Genomic DNA, 25,972 nt, shown 5'->3' with positions numbered 1-25,972 from the left:
TTATCTTGTTTTTATGTTTATAGTCTTATCATCTTTAATCAGCTCGGACAATCCTTTCAGTATTTCTATTTCGTTAGCCTCCAAGGATATGGATGCCTCCCCATCAAGGAAATAATGCAAAAGCTGTTGCGGTGTGACGTGGTGGCGGTCTGCAATGAAGCACACCGCCTCGTCCGTACATAATTCTTCAGGTAGTTCCACTTTCTGTTCCATTCTGCTTATCGTTTATCTGATGCAAATTTACGCCGGAACAAGAAGGAAGATTGTAACCATAAATGGGGGAAGTATACCATTTTTACTGAAAGTGCAATCCAGGTAAACTTTTGGTCATGAAATACTTTATCTTTGTATCGGTTTAACAGGAAACAAGATGAGCAAGATATTGAAAGTACGAAATGTCAATGATTATGGCCGCTACCTCGGATCCAAAGAGCAGCACCCGTTAGTCAGCGTTATCGATTATGCCGAAGTGTCACCCATACGCCACAGTCTGAATAATTACAGTGTGTACGGGCTGTTCTTGCGGGACGATGCCAATGTAGACTTAGATTATGGCTGCGGCAAATATGATTATAACAAGGGTACGCTACTCTGTGTGGCTCCCGGACAAATCGGCGGCAAGGAAGATAATGGTGAACGGGTGGCGATTGCAGGCTGGGCACTCCTGTTCCACCCCGACTTGCTACATGGTTTCCCCTTAGAAAAACATATCAAGGAGTATTCCTTCTTCGACTACCGCGTGAACGAAGCCCTGCACATGACCGACGAGGAACACGACATCCTTGTTTCCCTGATGCGCCAGCTGCGCGAGGAACTCAGTAAGAAGCCGGACGAACTTCAGAACGCCATTCTCGTGGGCTACATAGAACTTACGCTCAACTTCTGCCAACGTTTCTACAACCGCCAGTTCGTCACCCGAAAGGTTGAGAACTCCGACATCCTCGTCCGCTTCGACCGCCTGCTCCGCGACTATTTCGAGGACAAGCTCCAGCTGACCCTCGGCCTGCCCACCGTACAGTATTGCGCCGACAAGCTGTGCATGTCCGCCAACTACTTCGGCGATGTTATCAAGAAGACCACCGGAGACACCGCAAGCAACCACATCCGTCAGTTTGTCATCCAGCTTGCCAAGAACGGACTGGCTTCCGGTGAGACCGTTTCTCAGATATCAGATAGCCTCGGCTTCGAATATCCCCAGCATTTCAGCCGGATGTTCAAGAAGCAGGAGGGCGTTACGCCGTCGGAGTACTGCCAGAGGTTGAGGGGCTGATGTACAAACCAATCATCCCAATGCCACACCGATATTTCATCGGGTCGAGATGTTTCAAAGCTCGCCCCGTATTATTTTGAAATATTGTTCCGGTTATAATTCAGATTTTCATTTCCTCTTCAAATGTCTTCACATCAACAATCCGGCAAGAGGTAATCTTCTTGATAACCAATAAATCTTTATCACCTGTCACGAGATAATGAGCTTTAGCTTCCACTGCCAGCGCAAGCAGATAATCATCTTCTTCGTCACGGCAAATATGTATATCTTGAGATGGCTCAAACAGAATTCCTTTTAGACGTAAGAATGATAAAAGAGATTCTACTTCCTCCAAAGGAAAGTATCTTGCGAACTTGGGACGTTGTGTCACTTCTCTGATTTCTTCCAACAATTCATCACACAACACCAAGTCAATACGATCGTCACTTAACAAAGAAACAAGAGAAGACAGTTTTCGACCAATCAGAAAGCTAATCCAGCAATTCGTGTCAACAATGACCCGCTTCTTTCTTGCGCCGCGCATACCGTTCCTTTCTTACTTGTTTCACTTCCGCGAGAATATCCTCTTCACTCAATTCATCCGTCTTAAACGTCTCTAAAAAATATTCTAACTCAGCTTCAGTGGCATCTTTGGTCAAAATACGCCCCAAACGCAACTGCATACGTGTCGGCAATTGCTTGACCAGACTCAGTATCTGGTTGTAATTTAAGTTTAATACGGCATCCATAACGTTACATCTTTTATCTTTGCGAATATAGAAAAAAAATCAGGAAATGAGGCAAAGGAATCTCCCTAATTCTCCACTCTACTCAAACAATCGCCCCGCATTCCCCCACAAAAACCTGTCCGCATATTCGGCAAGTTCCTCATCCGAAGCCAGCGTCTGCCGCAGCCGTTGCAGGTTGGCTTTCAGCACGACATCTGGCAAATAAGGATAATCCGAGCCGTAAAGGATATGGTCAGGCGTGGTGAGGGTGAGCAGCGAGCGTAAGACTTCGATAGTCGGATTGCCCGCCAGGTCGAAGTAAAGGCGCGACAGATTGCCTTCCCAGTTTATCGGTTGCATATAGCCCTGTTCGACCATTGCCGGGAGAATAGACTTCATTCTCGGCAGCGCCAACGGCAGGAACGAGCCGCAATGGGGCACGACTACTTTCAGGTTCGGGTAGCGCACCAGCACGTTTCTCGACAGCATATTCACCACGGCGCGGGTGGTCTCCGCCGGATATTCGTACATCGCCAGCGGTGTGGTGGCAATGATTTTTTCCGGATAAGGCGTGGGGCGGTGCGGATGGATGATGATGACGGCGTGACGCTCGTTCAGCACCTCCATCAGCGGGTCGAGTTCCTCGTCGCCCAAGTATTGACCACGGCTGTTGGTCGCCAGTTTCACGCCGTCCGCTCCCAAGGTGTCAAGCGCATAAATGGCTTCGCGGATGGCGGCATTCACGTCGGGCAGAGGCAGGGCGGCGCAGAACCTGAACCTGCCGGGATATTGCTGTTTCACCTTTGCCGAAACCTCGTTTACCCGGCGGATGCACTGGGCACTTTCCTTCGCATCGTCATAGAAAGGTTGCGGAGCAGGCATGGTCAGCACGGCGGTACGGATGCCTGCGCTGTCCATAAAGGCGATGTGCCGCCCGGCATCCCATTCGGGCAATGGGAAGGTTTCTTCCAGTTCCGCCCCGTGCGCTTTCAGCACCTCCACATATTCGGGGATGATGATGTGGGTGTGGACATCTACCGCCTGCACAATCTTTTCCTGTGCCATAATTCCTCCCATGTCAGTCATAGTTGCCACGAATAACCAAGACAGTATCTTTTTCATGTGTCGAGAATATTACTCCATAAAGTTATTAATCCGGTTGGCAGGATTGAGCGGTGTCTGGTCTGACAATACCAACGACTTGACCATGTGCAGCGTCCCTTGCTTGTATTTCTGGAAATGCGCGGAGGCTATGTGCTTGTCGTATGCCTCCCGGTTCGCGTATGTTTCAAGAATAGTTATTTGGCAGGGATTTTCCTTTTCGCTGACGGCATACATCGTCAGCACGCCCGGTTCAGTACGCAGGGAAATTTCGCCCACCTCTGTCACATATTTTATGTATTCATCGAGGTACTCCGGATAGACTTCGATTTTCGACAGGCGCACGATGCCGTCGGCAGCCATCTGTTGCTTGGCGCACATGCCCGGTTGTGTTTCCTCCTTATCTACCCCACCGCATGACAGCAATCCGAACAGAAGCAATGCAGTTAATAGATATCGTATCATATTGAACTCTTCTATCGTCCTACTTATTGACTTTCAATATTCTGTATCACCTATTCTGTCTTGCGCCCCGGAAGTTATTTATAGGATTCCTTATAGACATTCACGATGTCCTCGTCCGTCATCTGTACACGGTCGCTGGTGAACATCACGCCCATCACTTCGCGGGTGTTGCGCATCAGCGTCTCGAACTCGTCGGGCGTGATGCCGTAGTCGGACATCTTCAGGTCTGCCACGCCACAAGCCTCCTGCAAGCGGGTGAGGGCGGTGAGGAAGTCTTCGGACTTCGTGGCTTCAGGCATTCCCATCGCCTGAGCCATGCGGATGAAACGCTCATCGCAAGCATGGTGCTCGATGAAGTATTTGTAGTATGCCCGGCTGACCATAATCAAGCCTGCGCCGTGGGGCAGTGCCGGGTGGTAGGCGGAAAGCGCGTGCTCCAAAGCGTGTTCGCTGGTAATGAGCGTGAGGCACATCACTACGCCGGACAGAGTATTGCCGAAAGCCACATGAGTACGGGCTTCCATATCCTTGCCGTCTTTCACGGCACGAGGCAAGTACTTCGCCAGATTCTCAATGGCAGTCAGGGCATACATGTCGCTCATCAGATTTGCACCACGGGCGATATAGCCTTCCGTGCTGTGGAACAGGGCATCGAAGCCTTGGTAGGCGGTGAATGTCGGCGGCACGCTTGCCATCAGTTCCGGGTCTACGATGGAAAGGACGGGGAACAGGGAAGCATCGCCCACAAATGCCTTTTCGAAAGTGTCTTCTTTGGTGATGACACCCGAATTGTCCGTTTCTGAACCCGTTCCAGCTGTGGTGGTAATGGCGATAATAGGTAGCGGCTTCACGGCAATCGGTTGTCCCTTACCTGAGCCGATGGGCACGTAGTTCCACAGCTCACCGTCATTGGTAGCCATTACCGCAATGGCTTTCGTGCAGTCCATCACGCTTCCGCCACCCAACGCTACAAGGAAGTCGCAGCCGTTCTCACGGGCAACTTTTGCCCCGGCATTCACATTGCCTACGGTAGGATTGGGCATTACACCGTCAAATAGGAAAGTTTCTACACCCGCCTTGTGCAGTTGTTCTTCCGTGCGGGTCAAGTAGCCATTGGCACGGGTCGATTTTCCGTTGGAGATGACAATAAGGGCTCGTTTGCCCGGCATCGGTTGTTCACTCAGCTTGTTCAGCATCCCTGCCCCGAACATCACGCGGGTAGGAACGTACATGTCGTAAGTAAGATTCGTTTGCATTGTTCTTTTTATATCTTTTGATTCTGACGCAAAGGTAGTACAGGACGGATGAAATGCCCGTAACGATAACTCGGAGGTGTGTACCCGTATCACTGAAAATGGAACGTTGCCATTCATTCCTCCACTGTTATTCTCTTGATAATCTTTGCCGGGACACCACCGACCACCACATTAGCCGGTACATCTTTAGTCACAACCGCACCGGCTGCCACGACTGCATTGTCGCCGATGGTAACGCCTTGCAGGATCGTCGAGTTCGAGCCGACCCACACATTCTTGCCCAATACGATCGGAGCCGGATAAGTGTGCTTCCGGTCTTCCGGTGACAAGCCGTGGTTCAGCGTGGCGAACACGACATTGTGCCCTATCTGACATCCGTCTCCAATGACAACGCCGCCATGATCCTGAAAATGGCAGCAGGCATTGATAAAGACATTCTCCCCGATAGTGATGTTCTTACCGAAATCCGTGTAGAATGGTGGAAAGACACGCAACGATGAAGGTACCTCGTAACCGAACAGTTCCGAAAGAAGCGCACGCACTTCCTCCGGGGCGTGATAAGCTGCATTCAGTCGGAAAGTAATCTGGCGTGCGGCATCGCTCATCTCATCCATAAAGCGATGTATCTCTTCGGTGTCAAGACCACGGCCGGTCTTGACATGGTCTTTGAATTCATTGATTGTCATACTATCTTGTCAGCTTTCAATCAACCGAAGTCTGAAACAGTTTGCCATATTCTTCGTCTGTCACGGGCTCCAGCCATTCGTTGGATGCATTTTCTCCCGGAATCTCAAAGGCAAGATGCGCAAACCAACTGTCTGCTGCCGCACCATGCCAGTGCTTCACATTCGCCGGGATATGGATGACATCGCCCGGAAGCATCTGTACGGCAGGCTTGCCTTCTTCCTGATACCAGCCCCTGCCTGCCACACAGACCAGCATCTGTCCGCCTCCTTTGGTCGCATGGTGAATGTGCCAGTTGTTGCGGCAGCCCGGCTCGAAAGTGACATTGTTGAACGGTACCTGCTCCTTGGATATCGGAGCCAGATAGCTGTTGCCGATGAAATATTTGGCGTATGCGGTATTCGGTTCGCCGATGGGGAAAATCATCTGCTGTTGGAAGCGTTCCTTCTCAGTAGCTGCATCGTCATCCACCCAGACCTCCTTTGCCACACGGAATCCGGCCCATGCGTTTGGCCATCCGGCATAGAAAGCGGCCTGTGTCAGCAACGCCGCTATTTCCTTGCGGGTGATGCCATGCTTCTTGCCCATTTCAAGGTGCGAGCGGAAAGAGGAGTCAACCATCCCCTTGCCGAGAAGGATAGAGATAGTCACCATGCTGTGGTCGTGGAGCGAAAGCGTGGAATCGTTCCAGACCGCTTCTCCGAAAAGAACATCATCGTTAAGTTCGGCGAATTTTGGAGCAAAATCTCCCAACTGCATGCGTCCGGCAGTCTGTGTAATCTTTTCTTGTGCCATAATTCCTTGAATATTTGTCATTGATATTGCTAGTAATAAAAACAGAATCTTTTTCATATAGTCAATTTGTTTTGAATGTGAGTAAAAAGTTTACAGTATCAATAATGTGAGAAGAAAAGGCTCTTGCCTCCGTCCAATACCTCGCGGGAGATGCCGCTTTTGCGAATGGTGTTTCCACACCGTTGTGCAATCTTACTGTTTCCATATTATCATACATTTATATAAATTGTTCTATCTTGTTTCCTGTTGCTAAAATACAGCAATTCAAGCTATGGCAGGATAAACATATCCTCTGCGTTTGTACCAATTTTACAGAAATATCAGTCCAAATCCTTTTCCCGCAACCGATTTTCCTATCTTTGCAGACGAAACAACCGGTAAAAAAAATGAGCATCAGTAAACCGCAAAATATATTGTCCATACAAAGCCGCGACGAATTTCGCCAATGGCTCATGACGCATCATGCCATTGCAAGGGAGTGCTGGGTGAAAGTCAAACGCGGACGTCCTGTGGACGACGGAACATTCTGGTACATCGACGCAGTGGAAGAAGCGATGTGTTTCGGCTGGATTGACAGCACCTTGAAACGGCTGGACGGCGAGGCATACCAACGGTTTGTGCCACGCACGAAAGGTAGCCTGTGGTCGGAACTGAACAAGGAACGATGCCGCCGTATGGAGCGGTTGGGACGCATGACAGACATGGGACGCGCCGTGCTGCCCGACATGTCGCCCGGAGGTTTCACCATCGACGAGGAAATCCTGTCAGCCCTCCGGCAAGACCCCATCGTGTGGCGGAACTTCCAGAACTTTCCCCCTTTATACCAACGCGTACGCATTGATACGATACAAATCAAGAAAAAACAACGTCCTCTCTTTGAAAGCCGTCTGAAAAAGTTCATCGACAACACCCGTCTCGGCGTGATGTATGGTGAATGGAATGATAATGGAAGATTGTAACGGTTTTACGGATATATTGCCGTAATTGGAATAATCAAAGTAAAATAAGCACTTGAAAATAGCGAAAACGAGGCATAAGAAACGTCATATCCAGCTTCCTTTCGAACTATTTGATGCAGGAAACGTCGTATCCAGCTCCCTTTCGAACTATTTGCCGCAGGAAACGTCGTATCCAGCTTCCTTTCGAACTATTTGCCGCAGGAAACGTCGTATCCAGCTTCCTTTCGAACTATTTGATGCAAGAAACGTCGTATCCAGCTCCTTTTCGAACTATTTGATGCAGGAAACGTCGTATCCAGCTCCTTTTCGAACTATTTGATGCAGAAAACGTCGTATCCAGCTTCCCGTCGGGCACTTGATACTTATCTGACCATGCTTCCCCCTCTCTTTTTTACGAACAAACCTTAAAATCCGCCGTCCTTTCGAAAAAGAAACAAACGGGAAACGGAGTGAAAAACTATTTTACTTAACTTCGGTCCTCGTAAATCGAAATCATAACCTTAATCACACTCTGGTAAGCAGCCTTATGAAACTTTTTCGGAACCTACTGACCCTCGTATTGATTATTCTTGTGCACACGACTTCGGCGCAAGTCCTCCCGACTGACTCCACCACGGTGACGGGCAAAGACATTGTCAACCGCGCCATGAAGTATATCGGCGTCCCCTACCGCAGCGGGCGCATGAATCCCAAAATAGGGTTCGACTGTTCCGGTTTCACCACCTATGTATTCCAGAAAGAAAACATCTCACTGACCCGCTCCTCCCGTTCCCAGTTCCTGGAAGGGACACAAATCGACGACTGCCGGGAGTTGCGCAAGGGGGACCTGGTGTTCTTCTGCGGCTCGCGCGTGGGCAGCAACATCGGTCATGTGGGCATCGTGACACAGGTGAACCACGAGACGGGCGACTTCTCCTTCATCCACGCCAGCCGCACCGGCGTACGTATCTCCTCCTCCAGCGAACCCTACTACCTGAAGCGCTACGTCGGCGCTTGCCGGGTACTGAGCTAACCCACATTTTTCCAAGAAATCACGATTAGTAGGTATTGACTGTACGGACTGGTCTGTGTTTAAGAAATGGGAATTTACCTATTTCTTGCGATTGTATGCATAAGAGCACTGTGCGTACCTTCGCAGCACAAAAACCACACTACACAGATCATGATGAAGTTATACCTTGCACTAGTCTCTTTACTGATATGCCTCACCGGCATCTCCCCGGCGCATGCACAGCGCCATGGCGACCATCACGGACGCATCCTCATCAGCGGACGGGTCGTCTCTTCCGATAATGAAATCATCGACTTTGCCACCATCCACCTGAAAGGAACTTCCTTCGGTGCCCAGACGGACGAGAAGGGCCGTTACCGGTTCTCGGCTCCGGAGGGCGAATATACCCTCGTCGTCACCGCCATGGGATATAAAGGTGTGCAGCGGAAAATAACGCTCAATCGCCACGAACGGCGTACGCTCGACTTCACCCTCCGCCCCGACACGAAAGAGCTGAATGCCGTCACCGTGACCGCCACAGGCGTCAGCCGGGTACAACGTTCCGCCTACAACGCCATCGCCATCGATACGCGCGACATGCAGAACACGACCAAGAACCTGAGCGATGCGCTCGCCACTGCACCCGGCGTGAAACTGCGCGAGAGCGGAGGCGTAGGCTCGGACATGCAACTGATGCTCGACGGCTTCAGCGGGAAGCATGTCAAGGTGTTCATCGACGGCGTGCCCCAGGAGGGGGTAGGCAGCTCATTCGGACTGAACAACATCCCCGTCAGCTTCGCCAAACGCATTGAAATCTACAAGGGTGTCGTCCCCGTCGGCTTTGGAACGGACGCACTGGGCGGCGTCATCAACATCGTGACGGAGAAACAGCCGCGACGCTGGTTCCTCGACGCTTCCTACTCCTACGGTTCCTTCAACACGCACAAGTCGTTCGTCCACTTCGGTCAAGCCCTGAAGAACGGCTTCACCTACGAGGTCAATGCCTTCCAGAACTATTCGGACAACGACTACCACGTGGATGCGCCCATCAAGAACTTTGAGACGGGCAGCTTCAACGATACGGAGAAGGTGCGTGTCCGCCGCTTCCACGACAACTACCACAACGAGGCTGTCGTGGCTAAGGCAGGCATCACCGGCAAGCCGTGGGCAGACCGGCTGATGGTAGGCTTCACCTATTCACACATGTACAAGGAGATACAGACGGGCGTCCGTCAGAAGACCGTCTTCGGGGAGAAGCACCGCCACGGACACTCCCTGATGCCGTCTCTCGAATACAGCAAGCGCAACCTCCTGACCAAAGGGCTCAACGTGGTGCTGACCGCGAACTACAACCGCAACGCGACCACCAACGTAGACACCGCACGCTACCAGTACAACTGGCTGGGCGAACGGCAGGAACTGAACTCACCGGGTGAACAGTCGTACCAACGGACCCGCTCGGACAACGACAACTGGAACGGTACGCTCACCGCCAACTACCACATCGGGCAGGCACATGCCTTCACCTTCAACCACGTGTTCAATGCCTTCCGTCGGGAGAACACCTCGCTCCTCGCTGCCAAAGAGCAGACCGACGCCATCGCCAAAGAGACACGGAAGAACATCACCGGACTCTCCTACCGCCTGATGCCCTCAGAGCACTGGAACGTGTCGGCGTTCGGCAAGTACTACCGCCAGTACGTCGCCGGACCGATGGCGACCACCAGCACCGGGAGCAACTATGAACGGACCAGCCGCAAGGTCGACTCCTGGGGATACGGAGCTGCCGGCACCTACTTCATCCTGCCGGAGTTGCAGGTGAAGCTCTCCTACGAGAAAGCCTACCGCCTGCCGACCATTGAAGAGATGTTCGGCGACGAGGACCTGGAGAGCGGAGACATCGGCATCCGTCCGGAGAACAGCAACAACCTCAACCTGAACCTCAGCTATTCCGCCAAGCTGGACGACCACTCGGTCTACGCGGAAGGCAGCCTGATCTACCGCGACACTAGAGACTACATCCAACGCAACGTGCAGGACCTGAGCGGCGGACGCGAGAATGCCACCTACACCAACTACGGCCGAGTGCTGACCAAGGGCTACAACCTCTCGGTGCGCTATGCCTTCAAGCACCTGCTGAGCGTCGGGGGCAACTTCACGCAGATGGACGTCCGCGACAACGAGAAATACCAAATCGGAAGCACGGGACACGCCGTGGAGAACCTGGGCTACAAGGCGCGTATCTCCAACGTGCCCTACCGGTTCGCCGACTACGACGTGACCTTCTACTGGCACAAGCTGGGCGGCAAGGACAACCTGCTGACACTGACCTACGACAGCCAGTACACGCACCGCTTCTCCTACTATCCGGAGATATTCGGCAGTACCAACGACTTCTATGTCCCCAACCAGTTTGCCCACAACCTGCTGGTGAGCTACAGCCTGAAAGGCGGACGTTACAACTTCTCGTTCGAGTGCCGCAACCTGACCGACGAGAAGCTCTATGACAACTTCAGCCTGCAAAAGGCGGGACGCGCCTTCTACGGCAAGATACGCGTCAGCTTCGGCGGATAAACGAACTTGATTCTCATAACCCCTAAAATATCCCTTAATTATGAATAAGAACTATTTGTTGACCGGCATCCTTGCAACCTTGGTTGCCGGTGGTATGACACTGACTGCCTGCTCGGACGATAATCCCATCGACGACAGCAAGACTCCGGACAAGAACCAAAAGGGTTCCTATGTGATTGCTGCGACCGTGAAACCTTCCGCCGGAACGGAAGCGCACCTGTTGCTGCCCGTCGAATCGCTGGAAAGCGGCACGGTCTCCCCCGTCGGCAACGGACTGGTGAACGAGGGCGCCACCTACTGGCTGTTCCACGGGAACAAATACCTCTATGCGCTCAACTACCACCAGGGCAACGCCGGGACAACCCAGTCGTTCGTAATGGATGGCGACCACAACATCACCAAGCGTACCCAAGAGTACAACGTCAACCGCTTCACCACCTACGGATTCTATGACGGCTACATCATGACGACCTCCAGCGGCAACGGCCCGAAGGAGCTGGCTGATGCCAACGGCTATCTGCCCAAATCGTTCCTCATCTCCTACCTCGATGTGGAGAAACAGACTTACACGTCGAACAAGGTGAATGCCTCCACCCCGTTCCTCGCCGAGAACTTCCTGGGCAACGGTGAGTTCGTCACACTCGCCGGTCTGCAACAGGTGGGCAAGAAGCTCTATGCGGCAGCCGTCCCGATGGGACTGAGCCAGTACGGCTGCATGCAGAAGAACGCGGACGGCAGCTACAAGTGGGTGCTCCCCGGCAACGAAGACCTCATCAAGAAGGAAGCCGGCGGACAGGGCAGCAGCTCCTACAAGAAGGACGAGCTGCAATGGACACAATACCCCAACGAATGCTGGGTGTCCATCTTCACCGACGAGACACTGACCCAACACAAGAACATCAAGACCGACAAAATCAGCTATGCTGCGGGACGATTCAAGTCGCAGTACTACCAGATGACATGGGCTGCCGATGACGGCTACGTCTATGTGTTCTCGCCGAGCTATGCCAAGGCCATGACAGACAAGCGTCAGCAGACCACCCTGCCGGCAGGCGTGGTGCGCATCGACACGAAAGCGGAAGAGTTTGACCGGAACTACTACTACAACATCGAAGAGAAGACCGGCGGTCTCTCCTTCCTCCGCACATGGTACATCGGCGGCAACTACTTCCTCATGCTGATGTACGACCGTCCGTTGACCGAATCCAAGCCTGTAGGCAACCGGCTCGCCGTGTTCAACGTCTCCAACGGCAATCTGGCATACGTCGATGGTCTGCCCGAGGACATCACCGGCTTCAGCAGCATCCCCTACATGGAGAACGGCAATGCCTACATCGGCGTGACCACGGCAAGCAGCCACCTCGCCATCTACAAGATTACCCCGGCATCCGCCAAGGCCACCAAGGGTCTCGTCGTGGAAGCGACCTCACTCGACGGTGTGGGCAAGCTGGGCGACTGACGAACCTCTGAATCCCATTCCTCATGAAAAAAGTTGCAAAGAAACTCCATCTGTGGCTCGCCCTCCCCTTCGGCATCATCCTGACGCTGGTTTGCTTCTCGGGGGCAGTCCTTGCCTTCGAAAAGGAATTCACCCAATGGATGTATGCCGACCTCTACCGGGTGAAAGCCGTGGGTGACCACCGGATGCCGGTCGGCGACATCGCGGCGAAGATAGCCTCTACCCTCCCCGATGAGGTCAAGGTGACGGGCATCACCGTCTATCCCGACCCTGCCCGCACCTACCAGGTGAACTTGTCCAAGCCTCATCATGCGTCGGTCTTCGTCGACCCCTACACCGGCGAGATGAAGGGAGCCTACAAGCGCATCCCCTTCTTCTTCACCATGTTCAAGTTGCACCGCTGGCTGCTGGGCATTCGTCCCGACAATGGCGGCATCTACTGGGGGAAGGTCATTGTGGGAACCGCTACGCTGGCTTTCGTCTTCGTCATCCTTTCGGGTATCCTCATGTGGTGGCCCCGCACGAAGAAGGCATTGCGCAACAGCCTGAAGGTGACCCGGGCACACGGGTTGCGCCGGTTCTGCTACAGCTTCCATGTCGCCGTGGGAGTCTACACCTGCCTGCTGCTGCTCTGCATGACACTCACCGGACTGACCTGGTCGTTCGACTGGTATCGCGACGGCTTCCATGCCCTCTTCGGTGCAAGTAGTCCGCAAGGCAGCGGACACGGACCGTCGGCTTCCGCTGGAAAGCAGAAAGGACGGGACCGGGCAGAGACCTACGCTGCCTGGCAGACGGTCTATGAGGAACTGGCAGCCCGGAATCCGGAGAACCGGCAAATCAGCATCAATGCCAACCGTACAACCACCGTCGTTCTCAACCGGTTCGGCAACACGATGGGCGGCGACCGCTATGAGTTCGACCCCTCCACGGGCAAGCTGACGACCTTCACGCCATACGCCGACCTGCCTGCCTCCGCAAAAATCAGGGGGCAAATCTATGCCGTGCATACCGGCACCTGGGGTGGCTGGCTGACGCGCATCCTCTATTGCCTGGCAGCCCTGTTCGCCTCCGCACTGCCCATCACCGGCTACTACCTGTGGTTCCGCCGCGTCTTCCCGAAGAAGGTGCATCATGCCTGACGGAAGGGGACACAAGTAATTGATTTGCCAAACGCAAATGTATGGAAGAAGGTGTGTCAAGAAGCATACCTTTATTATATGCAGGAGGGTGCATCGTTCATCGCGATACACCCTCCTGCATTTTGTATTTCCGGATACGAATCCTTGTTTCTCAAAAGTCGCGCCCCATCTGCTGTTCTTCCTCCCCGTCGACAATCTTCTCGACAAAGTAGCGGGGACGGCGCTTCACCTCCCGATAGATTTTGCCGACATACTCACCGATAATGCCTATGGAGACCAACGTGGCGCCACCGATGAACCAGATGGATATCAGGATGGACGTCCACCCCCATACGACCTCGCTGAACTGATAGACCCCCAAACAATAGATGATGGCGACCAAGGCAAGAAAGACCATGATGAACCCGGCAATGTAAATCCACTGCAACGGACGGACCGAGAACGACGTGATGCCGTCCATCGCCAGGGCAAACATTTTCGAGAAGGGATATTTCGACTCGCCTGCCATGCGCTCCTTGCGGTCATAGTAGACACACGCCGTCGAGAGTCCGATGCGGGGTACCATGCCACGCAGGAAAATGTTGCGCTCGGGATAGGTCATGAGTGCCTTCAACGCCCGTCGGCTCATCAGACGGAAGTCCGCATGGTTGTAGATGATTTCCTCGCCCAGGTTACGTACCAGCCGGTAGAACATCAGTGCGGTCTGCCGCTTGAAGACGGAGTCGGTCTGCCGGTCCTTGCGCACCCCGTAGACGATGTCCGTCCCCTGATTGTACCGATCCACCATTTCGTCGATGGCACGCGTGTCATCCTGCAGGTCGGCGTCGATGGAAATCGACACGTCACCATTAAGCGACGCCCATTCCAGTCCTGCCCACAGCGCATTCTGATGCCCCACGTTGTGAGCCAGCTTCAGTCCGCAGACAGCCTCATGCCGACGGGTCAGACGCTCGATGATGCTCCAGGTGGCATCCTTGCTGCCGTCATCGACGTACAGAATCTTTCCGGTCCCGATTTTCCCGTCCTGCTGCAGGCGGTCTATGACTTTCAGCAGTTCATCGGTCGTGTAGTCCAGCATCTCCTGCTCGTTGTAGCAAGGGACCACTATAATCAATTTTGATTCATGCATGGTGTATATTATATAAGGTATGTTTCCGATAGCACAAAAGTAAGCTATATTCTTAAAAATTCAATACCGGGGGACGAATTATAGCGAAAAAAGCATAAGTTTGCGCTACTGATTTAAATGTATGACACTATGAAAAAGATTCTATTTCTCTTATGTCTGCTCCCTTCACTGCTTTGGGCGCAGGATGATGCCAAATATTTGGCAGGAGCTGTCCCCGTGGAAGACGGCTATGTGACCTTCCGTCAAACTTTCAAAGCCCCCTCCCTCTCCCAGAAAGAACTTTACCAGGCTCTTCTGATGTGGGCAAACGGCAAGTTCCAGCCCACGGACCAGTTCCCCCAAAACAAGCTCATCACCCAAAACGAGGCCAACGGTGAATTGGGAGCCATCGGAGAAGAATATCTGGTGTTTTCCTCCAGCCTGCTGTCGCTGGACCGTACACGCATCTACTACCAGTGCCGCGTGGAGTGCGCCGCGGGTGAATGTACCGTGGAGCTGAGCCGCATCCGCTATTGGTATGACGAGGCACGCGACGGAGGTGTGCGCTACCGTGCCGAGGAACTCATCACCGACGAGTTCGGACTGAACAAGAAGAAGACCAAGCTGGCACGCGTCGTCGGCAAGTTCCGTGAAAAGACCATCGACTTCAAGGACCAGCTGTTCAAGGACATCGAAAATGCTATCGGCAAGAACGCCGTACAGGCTGCTCCCGCCGTGACAAAAGCCCAACAGACTCCTGCCACTTCCGGTGTGACCACCAATGACAAGGTTGTGACCGTCAATGTCCCCACGACCGCACCTGCTACCCCCGTCGTCACGACTGTCGTCAACAATGCACAACCCGCACAGGCTGCTTCCGCTGCTCAGGGCATGGAAGGATTCCGCAAGGTCAACCCCGACCAGATTCCCGGCAATGCCGTGAAACTCATCAGCGATGCCTTCATCATCACTGCCGGCAACGACGAACTCTTCAACCCCATGGCAGGCGGATGGGGCGGACTGGGCAACCTGTTCAACCGACCCGTCGCCTACTGCTTCATCGACCCCTCCCGCTACACCTACGGCATCATGCAGAAGAACGACACCTACACGCTGTCATTCTATACACCTGCCTATCAGGATGCCATCCAATATGTAGGTACCCATTCCGGACGCGACGGGAACAAGGTAGCCGGCAGCAAGCTGACCCCCATCACGACTCCTTCGGGCAGCAAGGCTTTTGCCGAGGCATGGCTCATCATCGAGTGCAAGAAGATTGCCACCCAGCTGCTGACCCCGTCGTCCGTCACCGACGCAGCCGTGAAAGCCCAATACCCCAACAAACAGACGGAAATGTTCGTGGGTGAAATCATCGGTGTCTGGATGAAATAACCCCCTCCGGACTCTCCAACATCCGCGTACCGTCTCAGCCACGGCACCGGGAAGAGAAGCACGAAGACACAGCGAGAAACAGGACAGCCTGTTGCCTGAAACTGCACACGGTGTCTTCGTGCTTTTTGTATGCCGTTCCCGGCACGACAGCAACCTTTCAGAGCCAGGAGGAAACAACAAAAAGACAAATAATAGTTTCATTTACAACCATTCTGACCTTCCTGGTTAAAACACTGTCATGTTGTGTATTAAGCCGTATATTAAGCTCTTTCCATTTGAGATTATTAACAGAATGTACAATTTATAACCTCTAAAAAGTAGGTATTCTCAAATTAAAAACTATCTTTGTGACAGCAAAACAGGTTTGATATGCACAAAACAAACGAAAATGTGAATATTGCGAAAGCGTTGCTGGATGCCGGAAAAGTGGACGAAGCCATCCACCACCTCGACGAACAGCTGGCTGTCCCCTCCCCGGAAGCAGCCGACGAACTTTACTACCTGCGTGGCAATGCTTACCGCAAACTGGGAGACTGGCAAATGGCCCTGAACAACTACCTGGAGGCCATTGCACTCAATCCCGAAAGTCCTGCCGTCCAGGCACGCGCCATGGCGATGGATATCTTAGAGTTCTATAACAAGGATATGTACAACCAATAAAGTAATTTTTATGGCAACAGTTAAAGGGGCGATAGTCGTCGACACCGAACGCTGCAAAGGATGCGGCCTGTGCGTGGTGGCGTGCCCGGTGAAAATTTTAGGTCTCTCCCAAAAAGAGGTCAACAAGAGAGGATACCCGTTCTCGATGCAATTGGAGGACAAGTGTATAGGTTGCGCTTCGTGCGCCATTGTCTGCCCGGACGGGTGTATTTCTGTATATAAAACAAAAATCTAAATTTTAACTATATGGCAGAAGATGTTGTACTCATGAAAGGTAACGAAGCCATTGCACACGCCGCAGTCCGTACCGGTGTAGACGCTTATTTCGGTTACCCCATCACTCCACAGTCGGAAGTCCTCGAAACACTTGCAGAATTGAAGCCCTGGGAAACCTCGGGCATGGTCGTGCTTCAGGCAGAAAGTGAAGTTGCTGCAATCAATATGGTTTATGGTGGAGCAGCCACCGGGAAGAAAGTAATGACCTCTTCCTCCAGCCCCGGTGTCAGCCTGAAACAGGAAGGCATCTCCTACATTGCCGGAGCCGAACTCCCGGCAGTCATCGTCAACGTGATGCGCGGAGGTCCCGGTCTGGGAACCATCCAACCCAGCCAGGCTGACTATTTCCAGAGCACCAAGGGTGGCGGACACGGCGACTACCGCCTCATCGTCCTTGCTCCCTCGTCGGTTCAGGAAATGGCTGACTTTGTCGACCTCGCCTTCGAATTGGCATTCAAATACCGCAATCCGGCACTGATTCTCTCTGACGGCGTCATCGGTCAGATGATGGAGAAAGTCGTCCTCCCCGAACAGCGTAAACGACTCACCGACGAGGAAGTCATCGCCCGTTGCCCCTGGGCTGCCAACGGAAAGCCCAAGACCCGCGAACCGAACATCATCACCTCGCTCGAACTCGACTCCGCCATCATGGAGCAACGCAACATCCACTTGCAGGCCAAGTACAAGGAAATCAGCGAGAAGGAAGTACGTTTCGAGGAAATCGCCTGCGAGGATGCCGAATACCTCATCGTCGCCTTCGGTTCTTGCGCCCGCATCGCCCAGAAAGCCATTGAGCTGGCACGTGAAGAGGGCATCAAGGTCGGTATCCTGCGCCCCATCACCCTGTGGCCGTTCCCGTCAAAAGAAATCGAACGTCTGTCACACCACATGAAGGGCATCCTCACCGTCGAGCTGAATGCCGGACAGATGGTTGAAGACGTGCGCCTCTCTGTCAACAACGGCGTGAAGGTGGAATACTTCGGACGCATGGGCGGCATCGTGCCTGCTCCCGACGAAGTGGTCACCGCTCTCAAAGAGAAATTAATGAAGTAACCTGCGCTTATGGACAAACAGCAAATCCGTAACCTGCTCAACCTCTTATTTATTATAGGAACGGTTGTTACCATCATCCTCTACTTTGCCGTAGACAGCCCGCAACCGTTCTACTATGCGTGTGGTGTGTCACTCGCCATCAAGATGACGGAAGTAGTGATGCGCATGATACGTTTCAAGTAAAAAAACGCAAGACTTATGACAAGAGAAGACATCATCAAACCCGAGAATCTGGTTTACAAGAAACCGACTCTCCTTAACGATAACACGATGCACTACTGCCCGGGTTGCAGCCATGGCGTGGTGCACAAACTGATTGCCGAAGTAATCGAAGAGATGGGCCTGGCAGACAAAGCCGTCGGCGTATCGCCCGTAGGTTGTGCCGTGTTCATGTACAAGTACCTTGACATCGACTGCCAAGAGGCTGCACACGGACGTGCACCTGCCCTGGCAACTGCCATCAAGCGTCTCTGGCCCGACCGCCTGGTGTTCACCTATCAGGGTGACGGCGACCTGGCTTGCATTGGTACGGCAGAGACCATCCATGCGCTCAACCGTGGCGAGAACATCACCATCATCTTCATCAACAATGCCATCTATGGCATGACGGGCGGACAAATGGCACCGACCACCCTGATGGGCATGAAGACCGCTACCTGTCCCTATGGCCGCGACGCGAAAATCCACGGCTATCCCCTCCACATGACAGAAATTGCCGCTACGCTGGAAGGCACCGCCTACGTGACCCGTCAGTCCGTTCAGACGGTAGCCGCCATCCGCAAAGCCAAGAAAGCCATTCGAAAGGCATTCGAAAACTCCATGAACGGCAAAGGCTCCAACCTCGTCGAGATTGTGGCAACCTGCAACTCGGGCTGGAAGATGTCGCCTGTGGCTGCCAACAAATGGATGGAAGAGAACATGTTCCCCTATTACCCGTTGGGTGACTTAAAAGATAAGGAGTAAAACACTATGAAAACAGAAGAAATCATCATATCGGGCTTCGGCGGACAAGGTGTGCTGTCGATGGGTAAGATACTCGCCTACTCGGCCCTGATGGAAGGAAAGGAAGTGACCTGGATGCCGGCATACGGTCCGGAGCAACGTGGCGGTACTGCCAACGTGACGGTCATCATCAGCGATGAACGCATCTCGTCGCCCATCCTGAGCACCTATGACACGGCTATCATCCTCAACCAGCCCTCCATGGCTAAGTTTGAAAGCAAGGTCAAGCCGGGTGGAACCATTATCTACGACGGATACGGCATCAGCCAGCCGCCGACGCGTAAGGACATCAAGGTATACCGTATCGACGCCATGGATGCAGCTGCCGAGATGAACAACATGAAAGCCTTCAACATGATTGTGCTGGGCGGACTCCTGAAACTCCGTCCGATGGTGTCCATCGAATCGGTACTGAAAGGACTGCGCAAGACACTGCCCGAACGCCACCATCACCTCATCCCGATGAACGAGGAAGCCATCCGCAAGGGGATGGAAATCATCCGGGAACATGAATAAGCAACCCGACGGACACTTGTCCCGACTCCAATAGACGCAGACGACGCGGACTACACAGCAACCTGTTTCCTTGTGCAATCCGCGTCGTCGGTGTTTTTTTATTCGCTCACGAGAGATGTCTCTTTAGCCCCAATCGTCATGCAAATACTACTATCCTGTGCCAAGACCATGGCAGACAGCACCGGGACTGCCGTCCCCCTCACTACCCTTCCCCCGTTTGAAACAGAAGCGTCGCTACTGGCTCTGCAACTTGCCTCACTCAGCACCGAGGAGGTGGAACAACTGTTGCGCGTCAACCGACAGATTGCGTCGGAGAACCAGCTGCGTTACCGCCATTTCCACGATGCAGACAATCCGCAACTTCCGGCACTGCTTGCCTATACGGGCATCGTGTTCAAGCGCATTGCTCCTGATGACTTCAGTGCCGACGACTTCCGCTATGCGCAGGCACACCTGAACATCACCTCTTTCCTTTACGGACTCCTGCGTCCACTGGACCTCATCCACAACTACCGGTTGGAAGGCGACGCCGTGCTGCCCGACAACGGCGGACAAAGCATGTTCGCCTACTGGCAGTCCCGGCTGACCGGTCTCCTGCTGGAGCGCGTCAAGGCCGACGATGGCATACTGGTCAATCTTGCCAGTGAGGAGATGAAACGACTGTTCGACTGGAAACGTGTCTGCCGCGAGGTGAAGGTCATCACACCGGAGTTCCGCGTATGGAAAGGGAACAAGCTGCGGAGCATCGTGGTCTACACCAAGATGTGCCGCGGAGAGATGACACGCTACCTGCTCAAAGGGCGCATCACCGATCCGGAGGCTCTGAAGGCTTTTACCTGGGAAGGCTTCCGCTGGGACGACGATGCCGGGATGTTTACCCTCTGACGCCTACTCCCCGTCAACAAAACGGAGGGTCTCCACCTTCTCCAGCCGGGCACGCAGGCGTGGCATGGACAACCGACGGATGCGTAGACGCATCATGCAGTCCATGTCGTAGGTCTGCGAGACGATGGTGGGTTCCTCCTCCTTCACCACTCGCATCACGTCGTTCATAAAGGGATATTCAAAAAGGACTTCCACCTCATCGTCCACCGTCCGTTCGACAAATGCAGCAGCAGCCAACGCCTCAGCAGCTGCCGTACGATAGGCCACGATGAGTCCGCTCGTCCCCAACTTGATGCCACCGAAATAGCGCACCACGATGACGAGCACATCGGTCAGTTCATTGGAATTGATTTGCCCGAGGATGGGCTTGCCTGCCGTACCCGAAGGCTCTCCGTTGTCGTTTGCACGGAAGTCCTTCCGCTCATGCCCCAGCATGTAGGCATAGCACACGTGGCGTGCGTCGTAATATTTCTTCTGATATTCTTCCAGGCGCATCTTCACCTCCTCCACCGTACGCACCGGCAGGGCGATGGCGATGAACTTGCTTCTTTTCTCCGTATAGATGGCCTCCGAGGGAGCGGCAATGGTTCTGTATTCGTCTGCTTCCATGATTATCTTCACATCGGGATTCTGTCTGCAAAATTACAATTCCAATCGCCAATACACAATTGGCGGGCGGCAATATCACCATTTTTAGGTATTGACACGCATCGGTCAAGCTCCTACTTTTGCATCCGACCGTTAAAAGAACACGTCATGCAGACATTGAAACATTCTGTTGAAAAGCGACTGCTCACCGCCTCGCGAGCCATCTTCCTCCGGAAAGGCTTCCAGAAGGCATCCATGCGCGACATTGCCCGTGCATCGGGCATCTGCCTGAGTAACATCTACAACTATTTCCCCAGCAAGGATGCCCTGTTCTGTACCATCGTACGCCCTGCCATCACCACTCTCGAACAGATGCTCCGGCTGCATCCCGACACGACGGAACCCGGCGACTCACAGACACTGGTAGCAAATGACCCGGAACAAATCATCAGGGACTGCACGGCCCTGCTCAGCAAGCACCGCACCCAACTGAAGCTGTTGTTCTTCTGCGCACAAGGCTCCTCTCTGGACGACTACAAGGAGAGGGTCTCCCGGCAATACAGCACCCTCCTGCCACAATCACCCGCAGGGACTGACGGCAAGGATACCATCTCCGGATTCTACAACCGGCTTCATACTGCATGGATGTTTGCCTTGTTCGAGGAGATTATCCGGCAGAAGATACAACCGAAAGACTATGAGTCCATCCTCCGGGAATGTCTCACCGGAGAGAGCTGGCAGGCAACCCACAGCCATAGCCTGTAAAAACACCAAGGTCCTCCATCAGGAAGGGGTATTCCTTCCGATGAGGACCTTGGGCATCTTTGTGGTTAAGTGTATAAAATCAAATCAACTTCTCTGTAACAATGCTCTATCAGATGGAGAAGCGCAGGTCAATTCCGAACTGACGCGGCTTGCCGGGCTGCATGAACCACTGGCTCATGCTCTCAATGCCAAACGTGTGATAAGAGCGGTCCGTCAGGTTACGTCCCCACAGGTCTATGTCACACACCTTGGTACGCAACTGGATGTTGGCATTGCAAGTCCCGTAGAATCCCTGTCCCATCGTGTTGGCTTCATTCCAAGTGGTCTCACCCACACCCGTATAACCGGCATGAAAGGTGATCTGCCGCAATGCATCGCTCTTCAGGAACATAGAATAGGAAGCTCCCACATTGAGTGTATGGCGGGGTACGAAAGGTACCGTGTTGTCTGAATAGTCGATGAACTGCTTGTCGTCGGAATCCAATGTAGACTTATAGTCGGTGAACGTGGCGCGTGTATAGCCGTAAGAGGCGTTCATGCTCCAGTGGCGGTCAAAACGTGCAGCCAAAGCGGCTTCCGCACCCACACTGCGACTGCGTCCGGCGTTGACGGTCAAGCGTCCCAGTCCGGAACGTGTCATGCGAGCAATCTGCTGGTCACGCGTATCCATGCAGAAGGCAGCCAGGTCGGCATGCAGCTTGCCGTTCCACAGGGTCAGGTGGGTACCGACCTCGTAACTCCAAGTGTATTCGGGTTTATAGTAGGAAGCTGCCACATCTGGCTCTACAGCCGGAGGCATACTGCCTGCAATGGTATTCTTGATTTTCTCCTTCATAGCATCCGGAATTTTGTCCATCTGGTCTACCATGGCGATGCATCCTTCTTTCACTTCCGTCATCCATCTACCGCTCAGTCCTGTCTGTATCAGTTCGGAGAAGCCTTGGATGTTGTATCCGCCCGAACGGTAACCACGGCTGACAGTCGCATAGATGTTGTTGTCCGCATTGAAATCATACTTCAGCGAGAAGCTGGGCAACAGCTGGGTGTAGTGATTCTTCAACTTTCCTCCCATCGCATACGAACTGTTGTCGAAAGTAAGTGCCAATGGATTCCGCCCCATCGCAATGCTAAAAGCATAGCTGGCTGCCGCACTGGCATCGTAGTCCATCGAGAGGCGTTCGTGGTCGACACGCAGACCTACGGTCAGCGAAAGTCCGTCAACCAACAGGTTGTTGAAGGTAGACCGATGGAAGAGAGCCAGGTCAGTCACCGGCGTACGGAAGTTGGAATAGACCGGCATGCCTTCACTCGTGATGTCGATACTCATGGGAGGAGCACCGTGGATGTTCGAGAAGACTCCGTTAAGCATCCCTTCCAGCATGGAGATACCGTCGCGATGGAAGAACACGGGACTGTTCGTACGCATATTCTGATAGGAAACAAATGCACCGGTCACCCACTGCCAGCGTTTGCCGGGCAGGCTCTTCAGCGAAAGCTCTTCCGTCAGGGCGTTCAGCCGCTGTTTCTGTTCAAGGGTATAAATCTCCTTCGAAGTGAAGTCCTGGTCGATGTACATGCGGTCATCCAGCCGTTGGTAGCTGGTCACCGAGTTGAAGATATAGTTGTTGCCCTGATAGGTTGCCGAGAGTCCGGCATTGAACAGGCCGCGACGGTACTTGCCTTCCTCGTTTGAGCTGACGGGGTCAGTCACGCCCGTATCTTCATGATAGAGGCCGTAGACATAGCCTCCTTCATCACTGTACTCATAGTTGGCAGTGAAGTCGAGCTTCCAGTTCTCCGTAGGCAACCAGATGGCACGCATACGTCCGCCTCCGCTTTGCAACGGGTCGGCATAACGGTCCAGGTAAGCGTTCTTGAAGAAGCCGCGTGCGCCCTCATAGAAGCCACCTGCCGAGAAAGCAAAGCGGTCGCTGATGCGGTGATAGTGCGTCAGTGAAGCACGATAGGAATTGTTGGCGGTGGCTCCACCCAACGAAAGCTGGGTGCCTTGATAGCGGAAGGGGTTACGGGTATAGACACGGATCAGTCCGCCCATGGCATTGCGTCCGTAAAGGGTTGACTGCGGACCACGCAACACGTCGATGCGCTCAATATCATAGGTATTGAAGTCAAAGGCTGACTTATCGAGATAGGGCACGTTGTCCACATACAGCCCGACAGCGGGCGTATTGATGCGTGAACCGATGCCGCGGATGTAAATGGCAGAGGTCAGTCTGGAACCGTAATCGGGCATATAGAAGTTAGGTACCAGCCCCGTGAGGTGCTTGATGGATGTCACCTGGTCGGCCTCCAGCTGCTCGCGCGAAAGGATGGTCGACGACAATGCCTGACGGCGGAAGGTCGTGTTCTCCTTGGGCGATGCCACAACGACAATCTCTTCCACATTGACTACCTTGGTCGTATCGCGGTCGGCAGGTGCAGCTTGCACTCCTGCCACAGCCAGACACACACAACTTGAAAACAGTATTCTTCTATTCATCTTTACTTGTTTATTGATGCTGCAAAATAAGTGCATGCAGCGCGGACGGACAATCCTCATTTATTAGGATTTTCACAAAATCGAGTAGGAGGAAAACGAAGTGATTTTCTTCCTACTTTCGTTTTCCGACCTCTCCCACCACCACGCATGCGGTTCCGCACGTGGCGGTTCTTTATTTAGGATACCATTTGAGATACTCCTCATAAAGGGTTGGATACCCGGCAATTTTTAGTCGTTCGTTAGTCATAGAACTGTGTGTTATCCAACTGTCAGCAATACGCCAGTACCCCAGTCGAGTATAACCCCATTCATAAGCTTTCCTCTTAGGGATTCCACATCGAATCAGATTTGATATTCTCGTCTTTGGGTTTTTCCAAGATTTCCATATACACATTCGTATGCGACGTCGTAACCATTCGTCTGTTTCAAGGAGAAGACGTTTCATGTTGGCAAGGTGGTAATATCCTATCCACCCTCTTATGTACTCCTTGAGTTTTTGTTTCCTACGTTCATAACCCATTCCGTTGCTACGACCTGTCAGTTCTTTCAAACGGGACTTCATCCTCGCTTTGGATTTGGGATGGACGTATAATTCAAATTTACCTTTGGAGTTATAAAAGGAATAACCTAAGTATTTGACACCTTTGACATATGAGACTGTTGTCTTTTCCTTGTTTACTCTAAGATGAAGTTTACCCTCTATGAATCGGGTAATGGATTCCTTGGTCTGTTTCGCCGCACTTTTACTTCGGCAGAATATCATTGAATCATCAGCATACCGAACAAAAAGATGACCTCTTCGGGTTAGTTCCTTGTCGAGTTCATTAAGCATGATATTACTTAACAGGGGACTTAATGGACCACCTTGAGGAGTGCCTTCGTTGCTCGCATCAAACTTACCATGATTCAGGATTCCGCTGCGGAGATATTTGTGTATAAGACTCACCACTCTTCCATCCTTTATTGTACGGCTCAGTATTTCTATCAGACGACTGTGGCATACTGTATCGAAGAATCGCTCGAGGTCAAGGTCTACTACATATTTGTAACCTGAGTTGACGATGTCTTTCGCTCTGCGTAATGCATCATGGCAGCCACGTCTCGGACGGAAACCGAAACTGTTTCGGCTAAACTGAGCTTCGTAGATGGGGGTTAGTACTTGGTTGATGGCTTGCTGTATCAGTCGGTCGACAACGGTCGGTATTCCCAACTGTCGCATCTTGCCGTTCTCCTTCGGGATTTCCACTCTAAGGACGGGGTTAGGACGGTAGCTACCGTCAAGCAAAGAGCATATCAGATTTTTCTTATTAGCGAGAAGCCATGGGAGAAGTTCATCACATGACATCTTGTCGATACCGCCACAGCCCTTGTTGCTGATTACTGCCTTATAAGCCTTGTTCAGGTTCTCGGGTGTCAGAATTGATTCTAACAGATGCTCTCTGTCAAATGGTACTTCCACGACATTGTCTTCAACCATCCATATGCAGGTCTGCGCTCCCCCATACCATTCAGATTCCGTCCTAGCTCTCTGAGGGCAGCCTACAACTTCAGTTCCAGTTTTGTGCATTCGTTCCCACATACGGTAGTTTTCAGTTATTATCGCTTAAATAAAGTTCTGTCCTTCACAAACTTATCGACACGTTTGTTACTATGACATCTGCTGACTTCTCACGGCAAGCTTTACTCCGCTGATTTCGATTTTTTTTCACTATTCTCATGCGTCCGTGAGACCTCCTCGGATAAGGGTATTAACTTTCCATCTTATGTCCGCTTCATTTACACCAACCGTTCCGAATAGCTATAGGGCTTTGACTTGTTTTGCAG

Annotated in this window: 26 protein-coding genes and 1 pseudogene; 15 read left to right on the top strand and 12 right to left on the bottom strand. The window is 52.7% G+C overall.

The annotated features are described in order from the left end of the window. Nucleotides 1-213 (bottom strand): hypothetical protein, encoded by a 213-nt coding sequence (locus tag C8275_RS07440; protein WP_106484667.1) that lies wholly within the window; start codon nucleotides 211-213, stop codon nucleotides 1-3. A gap of 157 nt (nucleotides 214-370) precedes the next feature. On the opposite strand from C8275_RS07440, the gene C8275_RS07435 reads away from it, so the two are divergent. Continuing rightward, nucleotides 371-1,270, top strand: coding sequence for an AraC family transcriptional regulator (locus C8275_RS07435; protein ID WP_106484666.1), 900 nt, complete (start codon nucleotides 371-373; stop codon nucleotides 1,268-1,270). Nucleotides 1,271-1,370: 100 nt separating this feature from the next. Here the strand turns inward: C8275_RS07435 and C8275_RS07430 are convergent, their stop codons facing one another. The 7 genes and pseudogenes from C8275_RS07430 to C8275_RS07400 form a co-directional block, all read right to left on the bottom strand. Beyond that, nucleotides 1,371-1,793: a putative toxin-antitoxin system toxin component, PIN family gene (locus C8275_RS07430; RefSeq protein ID WP_022384619.1), complete on the bottom strand. Its 423-nt coding sequence runs from the start codon at nucleotides 1,791-1,793 to the stop codon at nucleotides 1,371-1,373. Next, the gene (locus tag C8275_RS07425) at nucleotides 1,759-1,998 is read right to left on the bottom strand and encodes a hypothetical protein (RefSeq protein ID WP_106484665.1); all 240 of its coding nucleotides are present in this window, start codon (nucleotides 1,996-1,998) and stop codon (nucleotides 1,759-1,761) included. The genes C8275_RS07430 and C8275_RS07425 overlap by 35 nt, the downstream gene beginning before the upstream one ends. Nucleotides 1,999-2,076: 78 nt before the next feature. Further along, the gene (locus C8275_RS07420) at nucleotides 2,077-3,099 is read right to left on the bottom strand and encodes an amidohydrolase family protein (RefSeq protein ID WP_234395724.1); all 1,023 of its coding nucleotides are present in this window, start codon (nucleotides 3,097-3,099) and stop codon (nucleotides 2,077-2,079) included. A gap of 12 nt (nucleotides 3,100-3,111) precedes the next feature. After that, nucleotides 3,112-3,552 (bottom strand): annotated as a pseudogene (locus C8275_RS07415) (putative quinol monooxygenase); the annotation flags it as partial. A gap of 65 nt (nucleotides 3,553-3,617) precedes the next feature. Further along, entirely contained in the window at nucleotides 3,618-4,799 is a 1,182-nt protein-coding gene (locus C8275_RS07410) for an iron-containing alcohol dehydrogenase (protein ID WP_106484662.1), read from the bottom strand. 113 nt (nucleotides 4,800-4,912) lie between these two features. Next, on the bottom strand, nucleotides 4,913-5,485 hold the full coding sequence (locus C8275_RS07405; protein WP_106484661.1) for a DapH/DapD/GlmU-related protein: 573 nt from the start codon (nucleotides 5,483-5,485) through the stop codon (nucleotides 4,913-4,915). Between the two features lie 16 nt (nucleotides 5,486-5,501). Beyond that, entirely contained in the window at nucleotides 5,502-6,278 is a 777-nt protein-coding gene (locus C8275_RS07400) for a carboxymuconolactone decarboxylase family protein (RefSeq protein WP_234395723.1), read from the bottom strand. Between the two features lie 386 nt (nucleotides 6,279-6,664). On the opposite strand from C8275_RS07400, the gene C8275_RS07395 reads away from it, so the two are divergent. The 5 genes from C8275_RS07395 (at nucleotide 6,665) to C8275_RS07375 (ending at nucleotide 13,403) form a co-directional block, all read left to right on the top strand. After that, nucleotides 6,665-7,237, top strand: coding sequence for a YdeI family protein (locus C8275_RS07395; RefSeq protein ID WP_106484659.1), 573 nt, complete (start codon nucleotides 6,665-6,667; stop codon nucleotides 7,235-7,237). A 526-nt stretch (nucleotides 7,238-7,763) separates the two neighbouring features. Further along, on the top strand, nucleotides 7,764-8,249 hold the full coding sequence (locus C8275_RS07390; protein ID WP_022384296.1) for a C40 family peptidase: 486 nt from the start codon (nucleotides 7,764-7,766) through the stop codon (nucleotides 8,247-8,249). A gap of 150 nt (nucleotides 8,250-8,399) precedes the next feature. Further along, entirely contained in the window at nucleotides 8,400-10,802 is a 2,403-nt protein-coding gene (locus tag C8275_RS07385) for a TonB-dependent receptor (protein ID WP_199881897.1), read from the top strand. Between the two features lie 40 nt (nucleotides 10,803-10,842). Further along, nucleotides 10,843-12,261, top strand: a complete 1,419-nt coding sequence (locus tag C8275_RS07380) for a DUF4374 domain-containing protein (protein WP_106484658.1) — start codon at nucleotides 10,843-10,845, stop codon at nucleotides 12,259-12,261. 23 nt (nucleotides 12,262-12,284) lie between these two features. Continuing rightward, nucleotides 12,285-13,403 (top strand): PepSY domain-containing protein, encoded by a 1,119-nt coding sequence (locus tag C8275_RS07375; protein ID WP_106484657.1) that lies wholly within the window; start codon nucleotides 12,285-12,287, stop codon nucleotides 13,401-13,403. 151 nt (nucleotides 13,404-13,554) lie between these two features. Here C8275_RS07375 and C8275_RS07370 read toward each other — a convergent pair whose 3' ends face one another. Further along, a complete protein-coding gene (locus C8275_RS07370; protein ID WP_106484656.1) occupies nucleotides 13,555-14,532 on the bottom strand; it encodes a glycosyltransferase family 2 protein in 978 nt (325 codons plus the stop codon). Nucleotides 14,533-14,661: 129 nt separating this feature from the next. On the opposite strand from C8275_RS07370, the gene C8275_RS07365 reads away from it, so the two are divergent. The 8 genes from C8275_RS07365 (at nucleotide 14,662) to C8275_RS07335 (ending at nucleotide 20,295) form a co-directional block, all read left to right on the top strand. Beyond that, the gene (locus tag C8275_RS07365) at nucleotides 14,662-15,903 is read left to right on the top strand and encodes a DUF4468 domain-containing protein (RefSeq protein WP_199881895.1); all 1,242 of its coding nucleotides are present in this window, start codon (nucleotides 14,662-14,664) and stop codon (nucleotides 15,901-15,903) included. 369 nt (nucleotides 15,904-16,272) lie between these two features. Beyond that, on the top strand, nucleotides 16,273-16,563 hold the full coding sequence (locus C8275_RS07360) for a tetratricopeptide repeat protein (RefSeq protein WP_022384290.1): 291 nt from the start codon (nucleotides 16,273-16,275) through the stop codon (nucleotides 16,561-16,563). A 10-nt stretch (nucleotides 16,564-16,573) separates the two neighbouring features. Continuing rightward, on the top strand, nucleotides 16,574-16,798 hold the full coding sequence (locus C8275_RS07355) for a ferredoxin family protein (protein ID WP_022384289.1): 225 nt from the start codon (nucleotides 16,574-16,576) through the stop codon (nucleotides 16,796-16,798). Between the two features lie 11 nt (nucleotides 16,799-16,809). Continuing rightward, on the top strand, nucleotides 16,810-17,892 hold the full coding sequence (locus C8275_RS07350; protein ID WP_022384288.1) for a 3-methyl-2-oxobutanoate dehydrogenase subunit VorB: 1,083 nt from the start codon (nucleotides 16,810-16,812) through the stop codon (nucleotides 17,890-17,892). A gap of 9 nt (nucleotides 17,893-17,901) precedes the next feature. Next, nucleotides 17,902-18,075, top strand: coding sequence for a hypothetical protein (locus C8275_RS14715; RefSeq protein WP_022384287.1), 174 nt, complete (start codon nucleotides 17,902-17,904; stop codon nucleotides 18,073-18,075). Between the two features lie 15 nt (nucleotides 18,076-18,090). Next, nucleotides 18,091-18,855: a thiamine pyrophosphate-dependent enzyme gene (locus tag C8275_RS07345; protein WP_022384286.1), complete on the top strand. Its 765-nt coding sequence runs from the start codon at nucleotides 18,091-18,093 to the stop codon at nucleotides 18,853-18,855. A 6-nt stretch (nucleotides 18,856-18,861) separates the two neighbouring features. Then, on the top strand, nucleotides 18,862-19,410 hold the full coding sequence (locus C8275_RS07340; RefSeq protein ID WP_022384285.1) for a 2-oxoacid:acceptor oxidoreductase family protein: 549 nt from the start codon (nucleotides 18,862-18,864) through the stop codon (nucleotides 19,408-19,410). A gap of 138 nt (nucleotides 19,411-19,548) precedes the next feature. Next, nucleotides 19,549-20,295, top strand: coding sequence for a YaaA family protein (locus C8275_RS07335; RefSeq protein WP_106484654.1), 747 nt, complete (start codon nucleotides 19,549-19,551; stop codon nucleotides 20,293-20,295). Between the two features lie 3 nt (nucleotides 20,296-20,298). On the opposite strand, the gene C8275_RS07330 is transcribed toward C8275_RS07335, so the two are convergent. Beyond that, the gene (locus C8275_RS07330) at nucleotides 20,299-20,904 is read right to left on the bottom strand and encodes a YigZ family protein (protein WP_022384283.1); all 606 of its coding nucleotides are present in this window, start codon (nucleotides 20,902-20,904) and stop codon (nucleotides 20,299-20,301) included. 147 nt (nucleotides 20,905-21,051) lie between these two features. On the opposite strand from C8275_RS07330, the gene C8275_RS07325 reads away from it, so the two are divergent. After that, complete coding sequence (locus C8275_RS07325; protein ID WP_106484653.1) at nucleotides 21,052-21,648, top strand: TetR/AcrR family transcriptional regulator; 597 nt, start codon at nucleotides 21,052-21,054, stop codon at nucleotides 21,646-21,648. Nucleotides 21,649-21,757: 109 nt separating this feature from the next. On the opposite strand, the gene C8275_RS07320 is transcribed toward C8275_RS07325, so the two are convergent. Both C8275_RS07320 and ltrA read right to left on the bottom strand, forming a co-directional pair. Next, on the bottom strand, nucleotides 21,758-24,148 hold the full coding sequence (locus C8275_RS07320; protein ID WP_106484652.1) for a TonB-dependent receptor: 2,391 nt from the start codon (nucleotides 24,146-24,148) through the stop codon (nucleotides 21,758-21,760). Nucleotides 24,149-24,320: 172 nt separating this feature from the next. Continuing rightward, a complete protein-coding gene (ltrA, locus tag C8275_RS07315) occupies nucleotides 24,321-25,727 on the bottom strand; it encodes a group II intron reverse transcriptase/maturase (protein ID WP_106484651.1) in 1,407 nt (468 codons plus the stop codon). Nucleotides 25,728-25,972 lie beyond the last annotated feature (245 nt).

Source organism: Bacteroides sp. Marseille-P3684, from assembly GCF_900291465.1.
Lineage (GTDB): Bacteria > Bacteroidota > Bacteroidia > Bacteroidales > Bacteroidaceae > Phocaeicola_A.
The sequence above is the reverse complement of the archived record's forward strand: the minus strand, read 5'-3'. Positions and strand labels throughout refer to the sequence as shown.

Coding starts and splice junctions, on each gene's coding strand:
- C8275_RS07440 (WP_106484667.1), bottom strand. CDS start 213: ATGGAACAGAAAGTGGAACTACCTGAAGAATTATGTACGGACGAGGCG.
- C8275_RS07435 (WP_106484666.1), top strand. CDS start 371: ATGAGCAAGATATTGAAAGTACGAAATGTCAATGATTATGGCCGCTAC.
- C8275_RS07430 (WP_022384619.1), bottom strand. CDS start 1,793: ATGCGCGGCGCAAGAAAGAAGCGGGTCATTGTTGACACGAATTGCTGG.
- C8275_RS07425 (WP_106484665.1), bottom strand. CDS start 1,998: ATGGATGCCGTATTAAACTTAAATTACAACCAGATACTGAGTCTGGTC.
- C8275_RS07420 (WP_234395724.1), bottom strand. CDS start 3,099: ATGAAAAAGATACTGTCTTGGTTATTCGTGGCAACTATGACTGACATG.
- C8275_RS07410 (WP_106484662.1), bottom strand. CDS start 4,799: ATGCAAACGAATCTTACTTACGACATGTACGTTCCTACCCGCGTGATG.
- C8275_RS07405 (WP_106484661.1), bottom strand. CDS start 5,485: ATGACAATCAATGAATTCAAAGACCATGTCAAGACCGGCCGTGGTCTT.
- C8275_RS07400 (WP_234395723.1), bottom strand. CDS start 6,278: ATGGCACAAGAAAAGATTACACAGACTGCCGGACGCATGCAGTTGGGA.
- C8275_RS07395 (WP_106484659.1), top strand. CDS start 6,665: ATGAGCATCAGTAAACCGCAAAATATATTGTCCATACAAAGCCGCGAC.
- C8275_RS07390 (WP_022384296.1), top strand. CDS start 7,764: ATGAAACTTTTTCGGAACCTACTGACCCTCGTATTGATTATTCTTGTG.
- C8275_RS07385 (WP_199881897.1), top strand. CDS start 8,400: ATGATGAAGTTATACCTTGCACTAGTCTCTTTACTGATATGCCTCACC.
- C8275_RS07380 (WP_106484658.1), top strand. CDS start 10,843: ATGAATAAGAACTATTTGTTGACCGGCATCCTTGCAACCTTGGTTGCC.
- C8275_RS07375 (WP_106484657.1), top strand. CDS start 12,285: ATGAAAAAAGTTGCAAAGAAACTCCATCTGTGGCTCGCCCTCCCCTTC.
- C8275_RS07370 (WP_106484656.1), bottom strand. CDS start 14,532: ATGCATGAATCAAAATTGATTATAGTGGTCCCTTGCTACAACGAGCAG.
- C8275_RS07365 (WP_199881895.1), top strand. CDS start 14,662: ATGAAAAAGATTCTATTTCTCTTATGTCTGCTCCCTTCACTGCTTTGG.
- C8275_RS07360 (WP_022384290.1), top strand. CDS start 16,273: ATGCACAAAACAAACGAAAATGTGAATATTGCGAAAGCGTTGCTGGAT.
- C8275_RS07355 (WP_022384289.1), top strand. CDS start 16,574: ATGGCAACAGTTAAAGGGGCGATAGTCGTCGACACCGAACGCTGCAAA.
- C8275_RS07350 (WP_022384288.1), top strand. CDS start 16,810: ATGGCAGAAGATGTTGTACTCATGAAAGGTAACGAAGCCATTGCACAC.
- C8275_RS14715 (WP_022384287.1), top strand. CDS start 17,902: ATGGACAAACAGCAAATCCGTAACCTGCTCAACCTCTTATTTATTATA.
- C8275_RS07345 (WP_022384286.1), top strand. CDS start 18,091: ATGACAAGAGAAGACATCATCAAACCCGAGAATCTGGTTTACAAGAAA.
- C8275_RS07340 (WP_022384285.1), top strand. CDS start 18,862: ATGAAAACAGAAGAAATCATCATATCGGGCTTCGGCGGACAAGGTGTG.
- C8275_RS07335 (WP_106484654.1), top strand. CDS start 19,549: ATGCAAATACTACTATCCTGTGCCAAGACCATGGCAGACAGCACCGGG.
- C8275_RS07330 (WP_022384283.1), bottom strand. CDS start 20,904: ATGGAAGCAGACGAATACAGAACCATTGCCGCTCCCTCGGAGGCCATC.
- C8275_RS07325 (WP_106484653.1), top strand. CDS start 21,052: ATGCAGACATTGAAACATTCTGTTGAAAAGCGACTGCTCACCGCCTCG.
- C8275_RS07320 (WP_106484652.1), bottom strand. CDS start 24,148: ATGAATAGAAGAATACTGTTTTCAAGTTGTGTGTGTCTGGCTGTGGCA.
- ltrA (WP_106484651.1), bottom strand. CDS start 25,727: ATGTGGGAACGAATGCACAAAACTGGAACTGAAGTTGTAGGCTGCCCT.